Raw genomic sequence first — 16,104 nt, 5'->3', positions numbered from 1 at the left:
CAATGGGTAGCCTGGATTCGCATGATATGTCGAGCGCGAATTGGGATTGGATACTGCGGGCTTCGGAATTCACGCAACTGTGCATCGTCGTCGACCGGAGCATTCCGGTTCCGGTTGCTCATGCGCTGGCGCAGCGTTTCGCCGCCGTATCTCAGGTCTCGATGCTGCGAATTCCGGAGCCCGTATCTCTGCATCGAGAATGGATCGAATCCAGCGAACGCGAAACATTCTCCGGGGCCAAGGTAACGGGGGATGCCGCAAAATCGATGCGACAGTTATCCCGTGCCGTACAACTGTTGCTGTGGTCCAGTGCGCCGGAAGAGCTGGATTGGCTCGGCGGTGTTCACGGGCAGCCTGTCCTGCACACGCATTATCGAATCGATTCGGACGAGGCGTCGGCAGTCCGGTTCGGGATCGAGCGAGTCCTGGCTGTTCTCCGCGCAGTCGTTCAGTGCAACGTGGCGACCGGTTATTGACTACATCGTGCGTGTGACCAGCAGGTTCACTGCGAAGCGCTGACTTCTCCACCCGAGGCGTTCTCAAGCTCCTCGACAAGCATCGTGCTGAATGTTTCGAGCGCGCCTGACAGGAATCTGCCGCGCAGCGATTGCAACTGGACACTGCGCAGTTGCATGGCCGGATGATCGACTGGAATTGCAACCAGTCCGTCCATTTCCAGGCGAGCCTTCACGGTCAGGAGGCTCGTCAGCGAAACGGCGCCGGCCAATTGGGTAAATACGTACAGCATGCCGGTGTTATTGCAGGTCAATATCGGATCGAATCTCAGGCCTTCCAGAATCGATGTCATTTCAAAAATCTGCCGGATCGTAGTGTCCTGGTCCGGCAGTGCAATCGGAAGTGGATGAAGGTCGGCAAGGGATACGCGTGCCTTGTCAGCAAGGGCATGAGAACGCGGCATGAGCGCATGGATAGGCGCATGCCTGGAATGCAGGACGACGATGTCCTCGTCCTGAGTAACGCTGAAGGTGAGACCAAGGTCCACTTTCCCGCTGCCGACGAGCAACGTCACTTCTTTTGGTGCGACGACCGAGACTTCGAAACGCGTTCCGGGAGACTGCCTGGAAAACGACGTGATAGTTCGCGGCACCACGTCGCGTGCGAATGCTTCCGACGCGGCAATCTTGATCACGCTTCGATCGAATGTGTAGAGCGCATGGATTTCGTCCAGCACTTGCTCCTCTTCCAGCAAAGTTCTGCGCACGTAGTTCGCAAGCAACCGCCCCGCCGGATTGAGCACCATTCCGCGCGGCTGCCGGTCGAACAGCTTGCTCCCGACTTCCTCCTCGAGCCTTGCGATCTGACGGCTAAGTGCGGAAATGGTGACATGCATTTGTTCGGACGCCTCCGCAAGCGAACGCGTGTTGGCGACGGACAGAAAGTAGCGCAAAGGTGTGCTGATCATGATGGTTGTGGCGCACTTGAAAATTAAGAAACGGGACCCTGCGAATAAGTCAATTGTGATGCGAGTTTTGGCTTCATACGCTGCTCTTCGTCAAGCGGAAGCCTAGAGCCGAAAACCGGAGATCCATCATGACACGCAGTAAATGCATCGGCAACGCCGCCTCCTGTTTCGATTCGGGAAGATTTCTCGCAGACCTGGATCGCCGGGTTCGCATGCGCACCGAAAGTCAGCGGCCCTCAGGCATGCCGGTTCTCCATGAATATTTGCAGGCTGAGATACTGCCGCGTATCGAACCGCTCGGCTTCAGCGGCACGGTGCTCGCCAATCCCGTCGACGGCGGCGGTCCACTGCTGCTTGCCACCCGTATTGAAGATCCCTCGCTGCCTACCGTCCTGCTCTATGGGCACGCGGATGTAGTCAGAGGCCAGGATGATCACTGGGAGCCCGGGATTTCGCCGTGGTGCGTGACGGTGAAAGGCGACCGTTTGTACGGGCGCGGCACTGCGGACAACAAAGGACAGCATTCGATCAACCTCGCCGCGCTGAAAGAGGTTCTGCACGCACGTGCCGGCAAGCTCGGGTTTAACGTCAAGTTGCTCATGGAATCCGGTGAGGAAACCGGCTCCCCAGGACTGGACCAGTTCTGCGAGCGCTACCGTGACGCGCTGGCCTCTGATCTGCTCATCGCGTCGGATGGTCCAAGGGCACGAGCGGACCGGCCGTGCGTTTTTCTTGGCTCGCGGGGTCTCGTCAACTTCACACTCTCGCTGCAACTGCGCGAGGGTGCGCATCACTCGGGCAATTGGGGTGGCCTGCTGCGCAATCCCGGCACCGTGCTCGCCAATGCGCTGTCGACGTTGGTCGATGCCCGCGGCACGATCCTGGTCGACGCATTGCGCCCGCAGTCCATACCGGAGGCGGTGCGCAACTCGTTGCGCGACATTGCCGTGGGCGGCGGTCCGGGCGACCCCGTTGTGGATGCGGACTGGGGAGAAATCGCACTGACTCCGTCTGAACGGGTTTATGGCTGGAACGCGCTCGAAGTGCTGGCGTTCACGACTGGCGATCCAGCCCATCCGGTAGGCGCCATTCCATCCGCAGCGCGTGCCCATTGCCAGCTTCGCTATGTGGTCGGCACGCAGTGCGACGACATCGAGGCGATCCTGCGCCGCCATCTGGATGAACGCGGCTTCAACTGCGTGTCCGTCGAAGTCGGCGACCGCATGGCCGCGACACGTCTATCTCCCGATGACGCGTGGGTCAACTGGGCGCTCGATTCAATTCAGGCGACAACCGGCAAGAAGGTGGACCTGCTGCCGAACCTCGGCGGCACGATACCCAACAGCGCGTTTGCCGATGTCCTCGGCTTACCAACGCTTTGGATTCCCCATTCGTACGGCGCTTGCTGCCAACATGCCCCCAACGAACATCTGCTCGGCAGCGTTGCCCGCGAGGCTCTGCAAATTATGGCTGGCCTGTTTTGGGATCTCGGCGAGGACGGCGCCGACATTCTCGCCCGGAGGCCATGACAGTAAGGGATTGACGGACTGGTCTGAATTTGTGCCGTTAAACGGGCAAATCGATTTCTCTTTATGGAGCATGTCATGGATACACCCGCAAGCGTGAGCCCCAGCCTTCTTTCTCAACCGACGAAGACCCGGTTCTATCTAACCATCTTTGCCGCGACCATCGGAAACGCTCTGGAATGGTTCGATATCCTGATCTATGGATTCTTTGCGACGACCATTGCGAAGACGTTCTTTCCGGCATCCAGTCCCGCACTATCGCTGCTGGTCACGCTCGGCACGTTCGGCATTTCCTATCTTGTGCGGCCAATTGGTGCTCTGGCACTTGGCTCATATGCCGACCGGCACGGCCGGAAAGCGTCGATGCTGGTATCGATCATGATGATGATGATCGGCACACTCACGATCGCCGTCATGCCGGGATACGCGTCAATCGGCGTGATTGCACCTATCGCCGTGCTTGTTGCCCGGTTGCTGCAGGGTTTTTCCGCTGGAGGCGAGTTTGGAAGTACGACCGCCTTTCTGGTTGAGCAGGCGCCGCACAGAAGCGGTTTTATGGCGAGCTTCCAGTTCGCGAGCCAGGGACTCAGCTATCTGCTGGCCGCAGCGTTCGGCGCGGTGCTGACCAGCACCCTGGACACGCCATCCATGGAATCATGGGGCTGGCGCGTTCCGTTTTTCTTTGGAATCCTGATCGGGCCAATCGGACTGTACCTTCGCAAACAGATGAAGGAAGAGCATAACCTTCATAGGCCGGACAAATCGCCTATCGCGCGTACGCCTGTCAGAACTGTTCTGGCGCAGCAGAAACTGCGCATGCTGCTCTCGATCGGCGTGCTGGCCGTGTCGACTGGCACGAGCTACGTGATTCTTTATATTCCCACCTACGCGGTCAAGCAACTCCATATGCCCGCGACCTTCGGATTCACCGCGACGGTGTTGACGGGCGCAATTCTGATGCTCGTACCGCCGTTCGTCGGTCTCCTCTCCGATCGGATAGGCCGAATTCGCTTGATGGCGGTCTCTGGCGTGATCTTCACGCTGTCGATCTACCCGGTGTTCGACGCATTGATCCGTCATCCGAGCCTGGGCGCGTTAATGGCAATGATGGCGTGGGTCGGTCTGCTGAAAGCCGTCTATTTTGGCGCGTTGCCCGCGTTGATGGCGGACGCCTTTCCGAAAGAAACACGCGCTACCGGCATGGCGGTCAGCTACAACATCGGTGTGACAATCTTCGGCGGGTTCGCGCCGTTGATAGTCGATTCCCTGATCCAACTCACCGGCAACAAGCTTTCACCTGCCTTTTATCTGGCATTTCTCGGTGTACTGAGTCTGGCGGCCTTGTGGAAATGCAAAACCGCGTTGCGGTTGCGCTAAAGCCAACATCCTGAGAATTGACTTGCATCCTGGCAAAATACTGTATAAATTTACAGTACTGTTCTTATATACAGGATCGGTCATGAACCAGCTCATCCGCATCTTGAACGACGGTGATCGCGAAACGCTTGCGTGGTTGCGCAAGCATGTCGGCGACGTGCGCGTGGCTGCTGCCGCGCGGCATCTGGGAGGCAACGGCAAACCGTACGTGTCTGCGGTATGCCGGTATCTCGGCGTACGTCCGCCAACGCCTCGCCAGCAAAGCCGGCCTGTTGAAGACTGCACGGTCGGCGATAACTATCTCGCCCAGATCCGCCAGTTGCTGGCGCAGCGAAACCAGGCGTTGTTGAAGCAGCAACTTTGATGCTGCGAGTGACCGCGAGTCTTCAGGAAGATAACAATATGGATAAAAACGCCGCTCCTGATAGGGATGTCCACGACATCAACCCTGTCGCCCTCGAACGCGCACTCCGCAGTGCGTCGCTCGATCTCCAGCAGATCATTGCCACGGTCGCAGGTCGTTATCTCGCCAATGGCCGTCGCCGCTACTCAAGTAGCGCGCAGTTGCCGACCTGGCGCACGCTGCTGACAATCGACGAACAGGTCTTTGAGAATCGGGGCTTCTGCGCGAAGCACAGCGAGACAATTCGCTCGACGTTTGTCCGATTTGGCGACAGTCGTTTGTCCGGGATGGATCTCGACGAACCCGTCGACTGGCGTCGTGACGACGACAACTTGCCCGCCGTGTATCTGCTCGTGCGCGCACTGGTACAGGCCGACGCGACCGACGTGGCCACTCAGGACTAATGCGCCGATATCGACCGTTGACCGTTATATTTTTGAACGCGCATATAAGCCAGCGGCCAGTCGTTTCTGCGTGAACATCAACAGCGCCCTCCCCGCCTGGATTTTCAGGCAACACCGTTGAGAAACGGCAATCTGACTTCACTGCCTCCTGCGAATCGCCGCAACCGCTGTACGCGCGGCGACTCGTCAGCGATTTCGACACGAAATTTCGAGCTGGCCACAATATTTGCGTTCCTGAACCGTCTTCAGGCACATGGAACCGCCACCCACACCGGACACGATGACCGAACGCGACAGCGACATCGCCGTGACGGTTGCGCGTGAACGCGTGGCTGTTTCGTATCGCTCGCAACCGCATCGTTAACGGAGTCGGTGAATGAATTACCGAAGCAGACGTATTGGCAAAGCAGTGTTTATCGTGATCGCGATAGCCGTGTTCGGATGGGCCGTCATGACGGTGTGGAACTGGGTCATTCCTGCGGCATTCGCCGGCGCCCGTTCGATCGACTTTCTGCACGCGCTTGGCTTACTCGTTTTGAGTCGCATGCTGTTCGGCGGATTTCGCAGACACGGCGGCTGGCACAAACGGCGCCACTGGCGCAAGTGGGAAGCCATGACGCCCGAGGAGCGGGAGAGTTTCCAGACGGCATGCCTCGCGCGCTCCACCCAGCGTGCGGGAGACTGAACATGCGCGAGAAGTCGACCGTTGTTTGCAAGCAGGAGCCGGGCGTGATCGTACCTATCGTCGACCTGCGCCGGTGTGAAGGTAAGGGGGATTGTCTGGAGGTTTGCCCCGAGAACGTGTTCGAAATCCGACGCATTGACGAGGCCGATTATCGCAACCTCGGCGCGTTGCATCGCTTCAAGCTACGCGTGCATGGATTGAAAGTCGCCTATACGCCTAACGCGGAAGCCTGCCGGTCTTGCGGTCTATGCGTGGAAGCCTGCCCTGAACACGCGATCAAGCTGACCAGATCAATCTAGCGTGCGAGGGTCTGCAAGGGGCGGAGGGACCGCGCAGTCGTCGGCGTTATCGATCGGATAACGCCATATCCCATGCCGGTCCCGACAATAGCCTGCTCGCGGGACGCAAACGATATTCGCTGGACACTCAAGTCAAGAACGCCGCGCCACCGCGCCACGTTACGCTCGCCCATCACGGGCAAAGCTGAATCGCCTCCGGCACACATGCATTATTTTAATCATTGCCTCACACGCCATGCGCGATTAAATTGCTACTTGATGAGTGCCTGGAATCAAGATGCGCAAGTTCAAGATACCTAATATGGGCGCGTTGCTCGCGTTCGAAGCCGCCGCCCGCCACGAAAGTTTCACGCACGCGGCAAAAGAACTCTTCCTGACTGAGAGCGCGGTGTCGCGCCAGATCGCAACGCTCGAAGCCAATCTCGGCGTGCATCTATTCGTACGCGCGAAGCAGCGCGTCGTGCTCACGCGAGCCGGCCGCATCTACGGAACGCAGGTACGCCGCTCGCTTGAACATCTGGATCGCGACACGCTGTCGATCATCGCGCACGGCGGCGGGGGCGGCTATCTGGAACTGGCTGTATTGCCCACGTTCGCGTCGCAATGGCTCATCCCACGCCTGAAAAACTTCTACGACCGCACGCCGGATGTGCGCGTGAACATGGGCGTGCGAACCGACACCTTTTCGTTCGAGGAATCTCACTTCGAAGCCGCGATCCATTACGGCAAGCCCACCTGGCCGGGCACGTCGTGGGACTATCTGTTCGGCGAAGAAGTGGTGCCGGTCTGCGCGCCGTCGCTGCTCGACAAGCCCATCGCGAAAGCGCACGAACTGCTCGCCTATCCATTGCTGCACTCCACCACGCGTCCAGACGGTTGGGCACACTGGTTTTCGAGTCTCGGCGTCGAGGACAGCAGCACCATGCAGGGCGTGCGCTACGAACTGCACAGCATGTTGATCAGCGCTGCGGCGGCAGGGCTCGGCATCGCACTGGTGCCGAAATTCTTTGTCGCCAATCAGTTGAAGCAGTTCGGCCTTGTGATCCCCTTCGATACCGCCACCACGGTCGATTCCGCGTATTACCTGGTCTATCCCACCGAACTGAGCCATGGCAAACCGCTGGCGCTTTTCCGGACGTGGCTGCTCGAACAGGCAAGCGCGTATAGCGCGGAAACAGCCTGACGGCGGGGGTGAATGTGTTGTGGGCATGGCAAGGGCAACCCGGTACCGGGTTGCCCTTGCCATGCTGCACCGAATCATGACGAAATCGCATCATGTAGTGTTTTTATTTCGCTTTGCGCTTCATACCCTGTAGATCGACTATTTCCCGTAGCCGGTCATGCGCGCTCCAGCGCGACGCAAGAAACGAAATCCAGCCGCTGCATGTCCCTGATCCGGGTGATGCCGCATCGTTCTACCTGTAGTCACCGGGGTCTACATGGCACACGATCCGAAGAAAATCCCTCATCCGCCGCGCCGCGATTTCATCCGCGCGAGCGTGGTCTCCGTCACCGGGCTTGTGATGCCCGCGATCTGGACGTCGTCAAAAGCGGCCTCGAAACGCGTCGTCGTGCGCGACTCCGGCGGGGTCTATACCGACGTCTATACGCGCGCGCTGTACAAACCGTTCCAGGCGGCAACCGGTATCGAAGTCGTGGGGGTTGCGTCGAATGCCGAGCCGACCGCGCAGGTGCGGAGCATCGTCGAAACCGGATCGAAAACATGGGACATGGCGGAACTGAGCTTTCCCGCGATCTATTTCCTGTCGCGCGGACAGAAGCCGTATCTCGAACCCCATCAATTGTCGAAGGACGCTGCCGTCAGCAAGATTCCGGCGCAGTTCATCGATCCGTACGCGGTAGGCCATAACGTCTACACGACACTGATGACCTATCGCACCGACGTGCGCAAAGGCAACGCGTCGCCGTCCTCGTGGCAGGACTTCTGGGACGTGAAGGGTTTCCCCGGCCGCCGCGCGCTGCGCAAGTTTCCGTTCGACACCATCGAGGAAGCGCTGATGGCGTCCGGCGTAACACCGGGCGGTGTCTATCCGTGCGATCTCGACAAAGCCTTCAGGAGCCTCGACAAGATCAAGCCGAACGTCGATATCTGGTGGACCAGCGGCGCGCAATGCGAGCAACTGCTGCAATCGGGCGAAGTCGCGCTCGCGTCCACGTGGCTTGCACGCGTACTGCCAGCCATCGAGTCGGGCGCACCGCTCGCGGTTTCGTGGAACGGACACGTTTACGGCCCGCAGGCTTTCGGTATCCTGAAGGGAGGCGATAACGTCGATGCGTGCCGTCGCTTTGTCGCGTTCTGCGCGGACCCGAAACGTCAGGCCGAAGTGGCAAGCACGCTCGCTGTCGGACCGACGCATCCGGACGCATTCAAGTTCATCGACGCGGCCCGCGCGAAGAATCTGCCCACGTTTCCCGACAACCTGCGCCGCGGCGTACGCATCGAACCGTCATACTGGCCGGCACATCAGGACGCCGCCATCGAGCGATTCAACGACTGGATTCTCAGTTGACCCGTACGCGAGGCGATATGGACCCATCCACGAACGCGCCGATCTGGCTCGAAGTCCGGCAAATCGAGAAGCGCTCCGGCGATTTCGTCGCTCTGCATCCCACCAGCCTGCCGGTCAGGACCGGTGAGTTCCTGACGTTGCCGGGACCGTCGGGCTCGGGCAAGACGACCTTGCCCGGCCTGATCTCGGGCCTCACATCGCGGCGGTATCGGCGTGCCTGTCTGTGCTGAGCGTCGTTATCATAGGCACCGTGAACCGCATCAAATGGGAAGCGGCATGAGCATCGCCGAACGATTCCTTTCGACGCGTGGCCTTGCCAGTGTCGAGGATTACCGCGACGCCGCACGACGGCGTTTGCCCAGAATCGCCTTCGACTATCTCGACGGTGGCGCGGAAGACGGACGCACGCTCGCGCGCAACACCACCGCCTACACCAGGGTGTTTTTCGCACCGCGCGTAATGTGCGACGTCTCGTCGGTGTCGGCAGCAACGCAACTGGGCGCGTTCACGTCGGCCGCACCGATGGTCGTCGGTCCGACCGGGCTCAACGGTCTGTTCTGGCCCAAGGGCGACGAACTGCTCGCCGCCGCTGCCGCGCGAGCGGGTGTCCCGTTCGCGCTGTCGAGCGCTTCGACGTCGTTGCTCGAAGATGTGCGCGCAGCCGCGCCAAAAGGCGAACTGTGGATGCAGCTCTATATCCAGAAGGACCGGCGCATCGCGGAGAGCATGATGCGGCGTGCGTCGGAAGCGGGTTACACGACGTTGCTCGTCACGGTCGACACGCCGGTGCACGGCAAACGCGATCATGACATTCATAACGGCTACCGCCTGCCCCTGCCGATCACGGCGAAGCTCCTGCTCGATCTGTTGCGGCATCCGCATTGGGCGATGCAGATTGCACTGCACGGGTCGCCGCAACTGACGAATCTTGCACGCAGTCTCGGCGAATCGCCGAATCTCGAGCGCCAGGCAACCGCCCTCGCGCGACAGATGGACCTCACGCTGACGTGGCGCGACCTCGCGTGGCTTCGCAGGCACTGGCAAGGCCCGCTGCTCGTCAAAGGCATCCAGACCGTCGCCGACGCGCGCCTCGCCCATCAGCACGGCGCGGATGGCATCGTGCTGTCGAATCACGGTGGACGTCAACTCGAAAGCGCGCTCGCACCGCTGGAGATGCTGGCGCCGGTCGTCGAGGCGATCGGCAGATCGCTCGACGTGTACGTAGACGGCGGCGTACGGCGCGGCGCGGACGTGTTGAAGGCGGTCGCACTCGGCGCCCGCGCGGTGCTGCTCGGCCGTGCGCCGCTGTACGGACTCGCGGCGCGCGGCAGCGCCGGCGCGTCCCACGTGCTGTCATTGCTCCACGATGAAATGATCACCACCTTGACCCTGCTCGGCTGCACCGGCCTCGATACCGTCGGAGAACGGATCGCCGAGGTTTCGCCGGTCAGCTCCGCGCCCATTACCGCTACCCGCAAGCTCGCATCCCTATGAACTTCATCGATTTGCTGCGCGACATCGTCGGCCCGGCTGGCGTCGTCCCTCCCGAAGACAGTGAGCCGTACCTCACCGACTGGCGCGGCCGTTTTCACGGCAAGACACGCGCAATCGTCAGACCGGCCAGCACCGGCGAAGTCGCCGCCGTGCTGAAACTATGCGCCGAACACAGCGTGTCGGTCGTGCCGCAGGGCGGCAATACCGGTTTGGTCGGCGGTGCAACGCCGTCCGAAGCCGGAGATGCGGTCGTGCTGAATCTGACCCGTATGGCGAAGATCCGCGAGATCGACACCGGCAACTACACCATGACCGTCGAGGCCGGCTGCACGCTCACGCAGATTCAGGACGTAGCGGCGTCGGTGGATCGCCTGTTCCCGCTGTCGCTCGCGAGCGAAGGTTCGTGCCAGATCGGCGGCAACATCGCAACGAACGCGGGTGGCACCGCCGTGCTGCGTTACGGCAGCATGCGCTCGCTCGTGCTCGGGCTCGAAGTCGTGCTGCCCGACGGCCGTATCTGGAATGGGCTGCGCGGCTTGCGTAAGGACAACACCGGCTACGACATGAAACAGATGTTCATCGGCGCGGAAGGCACGCTCGGTGTCGTCACGGCGGCCGTGCTAAAACTGTCCCCCCCCTTGCGATCGCGGGCATGCGCCTGGGTCGCGATCGACTCGGCCAACGCCGCGGTCGCCCTGCTCGAACGCTGCCGCAGCGCATGCGGCGATGCTCTAACGTCATTCGAACTGATGTCGCGCAGCCAGCTCGATGTGGTCTATGCAGAGGTACCGGACACGCGTGATCCACTCGACGGCAAGTCGCCGTGGGTGCTTCTGATTGAGCTTGCCGACTCCGGCAGCGATGCGCCGCTGCAAGCGATGCTGGAATCGGTGATCGGCGGCGCGCTCGAAGACGGTCTTGCACTCGATGCGGCGCTGCCCTCGAGCGAAGCGCAAGCTGCCGCACTGTGGCACATCCGCCATGTCGTGTCGGAGGCGAACGTACGCTTCGGCACCAGTGTCACGCACGATATCTCGCTGCCGATCTCGCAGATTCCCCAGTGTCTCGCCGAAACCGAAACGCGCCTACTCGAAGCAGGCCTCGTTGACGGTGCGCGCTTTCTATATGTCGGGCACGTCGGCGACGGCAACATCCATTCGATCGTGCTGTTTCCACATCAGGTGTGGACCGACGTGCCCGACGCCGACGCCCGAATCGACGACATCGGCAAGATCGTAAACGACACGGCGGTCGCGTTCGGCGGCAGCATCAGCGCCGAGCATGGCATTGGACGCGCACATCGCATCGAACTCACGCACTACAAGAGCGACGTTGAACTGGATCTGATGAAGGCCGTTAAACACGCACTCGATCCGCAAGGCCGGATGAACCCCGGCAAGCTCCTTTGATTCCAGCGCGCACCATACACCGGCACGCGACAGACTTCATCACAGGATTTCAGCCATGACACTTGAGCGATCCGCACTGACGGGACTCTTCCCTGCGTTTCCGACCCCCTTCACGGCGAGCGGCGATATCGACACCGAACGCGTGCACGAGATGGTGGAAACAATCATCGCGGGCGGCGCCTCGGGAATTGTGCCGGCCGGCGGTACCGGGGAATACACAGCGTTGTCGCCGGCGGCTCGCACGCAGGTTGTTAAAACAACCGTCGACGCCACGCGTGGACGTGTGCCGGTCGTGGCGGGCGTCATATCACCCGGCTACGATGAAGCACTGAGCGCGGGACAGGCATTCGTCGATGCAGGGGTGGACGGCATTCTGCTGATCACGCCGTTCTATGCGACGCCCACCGACGCGGGCTTGCGCGCGTACTTCTCGCGCTATCGCGACGCAGTTGGCGTACCGCTGTTGCTTTACGACATTCCGGCACGTACACGCTATGCGACACCGGTCGAGACGATCGCAGCAATGGGCAAGGAAGACGGCAGCATCATCGGCATGAAAGCGTGCAATACGGACCTCAACGTGTTCGCTCACACGGTTGCCGCGGCGGGTCAGAACATCGCCGTGATGAGTGGCGACGATCTGTTGTACGTTCATCATCTACTGCTTGGCGGCACCGGCGGCATCCTGACTTCCGCGAGCCTGCTGCCGAAAGCCTGGGCACGCATTCACGCGTGCACGGTCAACGGCGACATTGCGACCGCAATGGCCGAGCATCGGCAACTGGCGTCGTTGCTCGACGCACTGTTCTGCGAAGCGAATCCGGGTCCGGTAAAAAAGGCCTTCGAACTGATGGGACATCCAGTCGGTCCAGTGAAGCTGCCGCTCGTGCCACCGTCGCCCGCCACGGTCGAACGTCTGCGCGACGAAATTGCCGCGCTGCCAGCGCGCTTTCTTTGAGTACTTCCCTGGTGCTTCGATAAACACACGTAAATACAGATTCGGCGCTTCGTTCTGACGTCAAACAACGCGTCAGGCGACAGACTTTCATCGCGCTCCCTCTGACTGGTCTTCCATCGTGAAGATCAGTTGGTCTTTTGTCATATTTATTTAGTTGTACTTTTTATGTGTGATTTTTACCGCTCGTAAAAAACGGCGAGAGAAACCACACAGCGCCGTCCCCAGCCGTCCCTCCGAACCACTTCAACAAATGGAAACGCAATGAAAATACAGATGACCACTCCTCTCCTCGCCGCGACACTTGCCTGCTTCAGCTATGCGGCCCATGCGCAAAGCAGCGTGACGCTTTTCGGCGTCATCGATGTTGGCATCAACTACGTCAACAACGCTCAAACCGGCCGCAGCAACGGCGCGCTTGCAGGTCATTCCCAGTACACGATGCAGGACGGCGGCGCCGGCGGTATCAGCGGCTCACGCTGGGGTCTGCGCGGCGTCGAAGATCTGGGCGGCGGCCTCTCGGCAGTTTTCCAACTCGAGAACGGCTTTTCGATCAATAACGGCACGCTCGGCCAGGGCGGCGCCGAATTCGGACGTCAGGCATGGCTGGGTCTGAAAAGCACCCAGTACGGCATGTTGACCCTCGGCCGCCAGTACGACTCGCTCGTCAACTTCGTGCAGCCGTACGCGTCGGGCGCCGTGTGGGCCGGCTACATGGGCTTCCATCCCGGTGACGTCGACAATCTCGGCAACACGCGTCGCATCAACAACACGGTGCGCTACACGAGTCCGACTATCGCGGGTTTCACGCTTGGCGGCACATATAGTCTCGGCGGCGTCACCGGCAGCGTAAGCGAGCGCGCCGTGTACTCGATTGGTGGTTCGTTTGCGCGTGGACCGGTTTCGCTCGGCGCGGCGTACCTCAATGCGCGCAATCCGAACTACTCGTTCTACGGCACCAACCCGTCAGCGGGCACGGCGCTCACTAGCAACAATCTCGGCTCGGCCGGCTCGGCGACTTCGGCGCAGTCCTATCCGGCCTATGCAGGATATGCATCCGCGCGCACGCTGCAGATCATCGCAGCAGGAGGCTCGTACACGGTTGGCGCCGCGACCTTCGGCGTGAACTACTCGAACACCCAGTTCAAGCATCTCGGCGATACCGCGAATTCCGGCCCCGATCCGTACGGCTACACCGGCACTGCCACGTTCAATAGCGCCGAAGCCAATGTGTCGTATCGCTTTACGCCGTCGCTGCTCGGCGGTGTCGCTTACGACTACACGCACGTATCGGGTTCGGACGGCCGCTCAGGCGCGCTATATCACCAGGCATCGGCGGGTCTCGATTACTTTTTGACCAAGCGCACCGACGTGTACGGCATCGTCGTGTATCAGCGTGCGTCCGGTACGGATTCGCTGAATCAGCCGGCAGTTGCCGCGATCGCCGGACAGACACCTTCGTCGAACAATCATCAGATCGCTGTGCGACTCGGCCTGCGTCACAGGTTCTAAACATCCAGACAAACTGGCGACATGGTCTTCCGACCGTGCCGCCATTCCTGACTGGCGGGATCATGCCACCTGTTTGATTCGCGCCTGTTGAGCGGCCAGCGCCGGAAATTGCGCTTTCAGTTCGGCAAACAGATCGAACACGATCTGCACACCGTCGATCGGTTCACCTTCTGCAATCCGCTCTGCGAGGCGATCGAACATCTGATGCTTGAGGAAAAAGCGCCAACCTACCGACACCGTTTCGAGACACTGGCAAAGCGCCACATAACGCTCCCTCGTCCACACGGCTTCGTGCGCGGAGCGGTTCGGGCCGTAATCGAAGAATGCATTCGCTTCAACCGGTCCTTCCGCCATGTCGGCGCGCAACGCGGCGGTCGCTGCTGCATTCACGCGACCGTCTTCATACACGACCCCATAGCGTTCGCGCGCTTCCTGCCGAGACACATAGCCGCGTCGCACATCGCGTTCGACGGCTTCGACCGTGCGCCGGAACGGCGCACCATAACCGCCACCGCCGTTGCCTTCGAGACGGATTACATCGCCCGGCTGACAAGCGACAAGGTCCGTATTGCCGAGGATATCCTGATCCGCCGTACGCGGATTGCGCACGAACAGCGACGTACGTCCCGCGCGCCCCCCTTTGATGCCCCACGAACCGAACAGTGTGCGGTCACGATTGCGCGCGGTGACAAGCGTGTTCGGGGCGAATACCTTGAATTCCATCACGATCGCGAGACCGCCACGATATTGGCCCGCGCCGCCGCTATCGGCGACGAGTCCATATTCCTGAATGCGGATCGGTACTTCAGCTTCATTGATCTCGACCGGCGTGTTGCGCAGGAACGCCATGTTCGCGCCGGACGCGTCCGAGCCGTCGCCCGCGGACGAGCCACCCGCGCCGCCGCCCACCGGGCCGATCGACGCCATAATCGTGCGGCCGGATGTGTCGGTCGTCTTCACGTTCAGCAGACAGACGCTCGACGCAGGACATGCGGGCATCCGATCCGGCAACGCCTGCGCAAACGCGCCGAACACGGCAGCCTGCACAACCACGCACGTCAGACTACGCATACCCACCGCTGCGGGCTCGACCGGATTCAACACGCTGCCGACCGGCATCTCACACGTGGCGATGCGCAGCATCCCGGCATTGAGGAAAATCTCGGGATTGAGCGAATAGAGCACGTAGTTGAGGCCGACCAGTAGCAGCGCGTGACGCGGATGACCGCCCGTCGGCACATTGAGCGACGATGTCAGTTGCGGATCGCTGCCGGAGAAGTCGAATTGCAGCAAGCCGTCATCGACGGTCAGCGTCAGCGCAATACGCATCGGCTTGCCGCCGACGGCATCTTCATCCACGTACTCCGCAAAAAAATACCGGCCGTCGGGAATCGTCTTCGCGACCGCGCGCGACTGGCTTTCGGAGTAATCGAGCAATTGACCGATGCCCGCCTTGAATGCGTCGACGCCGAAGCGTTCGACAATCTCGAGCACGCGGCGCTCGCCAGTCGTCAGACACGCAATCTGCGCTTTCATGTCGCCGATGTTCTGCTCCGGCGCACGTACATTGCACATCATCCACGACAGCAAGGTTTCATTGAGTTCGCCCTTATCCACAATCCTGGTCGGCGGGAAACGGATGCCTTCCTGGTGGATCTCGGTTAGCGTACGCGACAACGACGCGGGCACCGCGCCGCCCATGTCCGTGTTGTGAATATGCCCGGCCACGAAACAGATGATTTCGCCCTCGTAGAAGACCGGCTTCCACATCACGACGTCCGGCGTGTGAGTTGCGACAAAACCGCTATACGGGTCGTTCGTCATGCAGACGTCGCCCGGCTGATAGTCCGTGAGCGAACGGATCACGGGGCCATAGTCGAGGCCGACGTACCACGTCGCACCGAAGGTTCGCGGCGATGCAAACGTAAGCCCGTCAACGCTCGCAAGCGCGCAGGAGAAGTCTTCCGTTTCCTTCACGAAGGTCGAATGCGCGGTGCGCACGAGCGTGTAGGCCATGCTCTCGGCCGCCGCCACGCAGTAATTCGCAAAGATCTGCAGTTCCGACTTGTCGAATTTCATGATTGGA

General features: G+C 60.7%; 16 protein-coding genes and 1 pseudogene. 15 read left to right on the top strand and 2 right to left on the bottom strand.

Features of this window, described 5'->3' with window-relative positions:
- The first annotated feature begins 2 nt into the window (after positions 1–2).
- The gene (locus ACOSV0_RS03385) at positions 3–476 is read left to right on the top strand and encodes a hypothetical protein (protein WP_434108728.1); all 474 of its coding nucleotides are present in this window, start codon (positions 3–5) and stop codon (positions 474–476) included.
- A 26-nt stretch (positions 477–502) separates the two neighbouring features.
- Here the strand turns inward: ACOSV0_RS03385 and ACOSV0_RS03380 are convergent, their stop codons facing one another.
- Complete coding sequence (locus ACOSV0_RS03380) at positions 503–1,408, bottom strand: LysR family transcriptional regulator (protein WP_434108726.1); 906 nt, start codon at positions 1,406–1,408, stop codon at positions 503–505.
- 143 nt (positions 1,409–1,551) lie between these two features.
- Here ACOSV0_RS03380 and ACOSV0_RS03375 point away from each other — a divergent pair, with 143 nt between their 5' ends.
- The 14 genes and pseudogenes from ACOSV0_RS03375 (at position 1,552) to ACOSV0_RS03310 (ending at position 14,018) form a co-directional block, all read left to right on the top strand.
- Complete coding sequence (locus tag ACOSV0_RS03375; protein WP_434108725.1) at positions 1,552–2,952, top strand: M20 family metallopeptidase; 1,401 nt, start codon at positions 1,552–1,554, stop codon at positions 2,950–2,952.
- A 75-nt stretch (positions 2,953–3,027) separates the two neighbouring features.
- The gene (locus ACOSV0_RS03370) at positions 3,028–4,326 is read left to right on the top strand and encodes an MFS transporter (protein WP_434108723.1); all 1,299 of its coding nucleotides are present in this window, start codon (positions 3,028–3,030) and stop codon (positions 4,324–4,326) included.
- An 82-nt stretch (positions 4,327–4,408) separates the two neighbouring features.
- Positions 4,409–4,690 (top strand): hypothetical protein, encoded by a 282-nt coding sequence (locus ACOSV0_RS03365; RefSeq protein WP_434108722.1) that lies wholly within the window; start codon positions 4,409–4,411, stop codon positions 4,688–4,690.
- Positions 4,691–4,728: 38 nt separating this feature from the next.
- Positions 4,729–5,133 (top strand): DUF2471 domain-containing protein, encoded by a 405-nt coding sequence (locus tag ACOSV0_RS03360; protein WP_434108720.1) that lies wholly within the window; start codon positions 4,729–4,731, stop codon positions 5,131–5,133.
- Positions 5,134–5,386: 253 nt separating this feature from the next.
- A pseudogene (locus ACOSV0_RS03355) lies at positions 5,387–5,461 on the top strand (RNA polymerase subunit sigma-24); the annotation flags it as partial.
- A 48-nt stretch (positions 5,462–5,509) separates the two neighbouring features.
- A complete protein-coding gene (locus ACOSV0_RS03350) occupies positions 5,510–5,818 on the top strand; it encodes a hypothetical protein (RefSeq protein ID WP_434108718.1) in 309 nt (102 codons plus the stop codon).
- A gap of 2 nt (positions 5,819–5,820) precedes the next feature.
- The gene (locus ACOSV0_RS03345; protein WP_434108717.1) at positions 5,821–6,117 is read left to right on the top strand and encodes a 4Fe-4S dicluster domain-containing protein; all 297 of its coding nucleotides are present in this window, start codon (positions 5,821–5,823) and stop codon (positions 6,115–6,117) included.
- 277 nt (positions 6,118–6,394) lie between these two features.
- Positions 6,395–7,300, top strand: coding sequence for a LysR family transcriptional regulator (locus tag ACOSV0_RS03340; protein ID WP_434108716.1), 906 nt, complete (start codon positions 6,395–6,397; stop codon positions 7,298–7,300).
- Between the two features lie 256 nt (positions 7,301–7,556).
- On the top strand, positions 7,557–8,648 hold the full coding sequence (locus ACOSV0_RS03335) for an ABC transporter substrate-binding protein (RefSeq protein WP_434108714.1): 1,092 nt from the start codon (positions 7,557–7,559) through the stop codon (positions 8,646–8,648).
- Positions 8,649–8,665: 17 nt separating this feature from the next.
- The gene (locus ACOSV0_RS03330) at positions 8,666–8,878 is read left to right on the top strand and encodes an ATP-binding cassette domain-containing protein (RefSeq protein WP_434110383.1); all 213 of its coding nucleotides are present in this window, start codon (positions 8,666–8,668) and stop codon (positions 8,876–8,878) included.
- 46 nt (positions 8,879–8,924) lie between these two features.
- On the top strand, positions 8,925–10,142 hold the full coding sequence (locus ACOSV0_RS03325) for an alpha-hydroxy acid oxidase (RefSeq protein WP_434108713.1): 1,218 nt from the start codon (positions 8,925–8,927) through the stop codon (positions 10,140–10,142).
- Positions 10,139–11,551 carry an FAD-binding oxidoreductase gene (locus ACOSV0_RS03320; RefSeq protein ID WP_434108712.1) on the top strand — a complete coding sequence of 471 codons (1,413 nt, stop codon included), beginning with the start codon at positions 10,139–10,141 and terminating at the stop codon, positions 11,549–11,551. The genes ACOSV0_RS03325 and ACOSV0_RS03320 overlap by 4 nt, the downstream gene beginning before the upstream one ends.
- A gap of 55 nt (positions 11,552–11,606) precedes the next feature.
- A complete protein-coding gene (gene dapA, locus ACOSV0_RS03315) occupies positions 11,607–12,509 on the top strand; it encodes a 4-hydroxy-tetrahydrodipicolinate synthase (RefSeq protein ID WP_434108711.1) in 903 nt (300 codons plus the stop codon).
- Positions 12,510–12,782: 273 nt separating this feature from the next.
- A complete protein-coding gene (locus tag ACOSV0_RS03310) occupies positions 12,783–14,018 on the top strand; it encodes a porin (RefSeq protein ID WP_434108709.1) in 1,236 nt (411 codons plus the stop codon).
- Between the two features lie 60 nt (positions 14,019–14,078).
- Here the strand turns inward: ACOSV0_RS03310 and ACOSV0_RS03305 are convergent, their stop codons facing one another.
- Entirely contained in the window at positions 14,079–16,097 is a 2,019-nt protein-coding gene (locus tag ACOSV0_RS03305) for a hydantoinase B/oxoprolinase family protein (protein WP_434108708.1), read from the bottom strand.
- Positions 16,098–16,104: the final 7 nt, after the last annotated feature.

The organism is Paraburkholderia caffeinilytica (assembly GCF_051027425.1).
GTDB classification, from domain to species: domain Bacteria; phylum Pseudomonadota; class Gammaproteobacteria; order Burkholderiales; family Burkholderiaceae; genus Paraburkholderia; species Paraburkholderia caffeinilytica_A.
Note: the sequence above shows the minus strand (reverse complement) of the source record. Positions and strands in the feature narration are given on the sequence as shown.

Bases quoted from the DNA above. Each gene is read 5' to 3' on its own strand.
- ACOSV0_RS03385 (WP_434108728.1), top strand. From the start codon at position 3: ATGGGTAGCCTGGATTCGCATGATATGTCGAGCGCGAATTGGGATTGG.
- ACOSV0_RS03375 (WP_434108725.1), top strand. From the start codon at position 1,552: ATGACACGCAGTAAATGCATCGGCAACGCCGCCTCCTGTTTCGATTCG.
- ACOSV0_RS03370 (WP_434108723.1), top strand. From the start codon at position 3,028: ATGGATACACCCGCAAGCGTGAGCCCCAGCCTTCTTTCTCAACCGACG.
- ACOSV0_RS03365 (WP_434108722.1), top strand. From the start codon at position 4,409: ATGAACCAGCTCATCCGCATCTTGAACGACGGTGATCGCGAAACGCTT.
- ACOSV0_RS03360 (WP_434108720.1), top strand. From the start codon at position 4,729: ATGGATAAAAACGCCGCTCCTGATAGGGATGTCCACGACATCAACCCT.
- ACOSV0_RS03350 (WP_434108718.1), top strand. From the start codon at position 5,510: ATGAATTACCGAAGCAGACGTATTGGCAAAGCAGTGTTTATCGTGATC.
- ACOSV0_RS03345 (WP_434108717.1), top strand. From the start codon at position 5,821: ATGCGCGAGAAGTCGACCGTTGTTTGCAAGCAGGAGCCGGGCGTGATC.
- ACOSV0_RS03340 (WP_434108716.1), top strand. From the start codon at position 6,395: ATGCGCAAGTTCAAGATACCTAATATGGGCGCGTTGCTCGCGTTCGAA.
- ACOSV0_RS03335 (WP_434108714.1), top strand. From the start codon at position 7,557: ATGGCACACGATCCGAAGAAAATCCCTCATCCGCCGCGCCGCGATTTC.
- ACOSV0_RS03330 (WP_434110383.1), top strand. From the start codon at position 8,666: ATGGACCCATCCACGAACGCGCCGATCTGGCTCGAAGTCCGGCAAATC.
- ACOSV0_RS03325 (WP_434108713.1), top strand. From the start codon at position 8,925: ATGAGCATCGCCGAACGATTCCTTTCGACGCGTGGCCTTGCCAGTGTC.
- ACOSV0_RS03320 (WP_434108712.1), top strand. From the start codon at position 10,139: ATGAACTTCATCGATTTGCTGCGCGACATCGTCGGCCCGGCTGGCGTC.
- dapA (WP_434108711.1), top strand. From the start codon at position 11,607: ATGACACTTGAGCGATCCGCACTGACGGGACTCTTCCCTGCGTTTCCG.
- ACOSV0_RS03310 (WP_434108709.1), top strand. From the start codon at position 12,783: ATGACCACTCCTCTCCTCGCCGCGACACTTGCCTGCTTCAGCTATGCG.
- ACOSV0_RS03305 (WP_434108708.1), bottom strand. From the start codon at position 16,097: ATGAAATTCGACAAGTCGGAACTGCAGATCTTTGCGAATTACTGCGTG.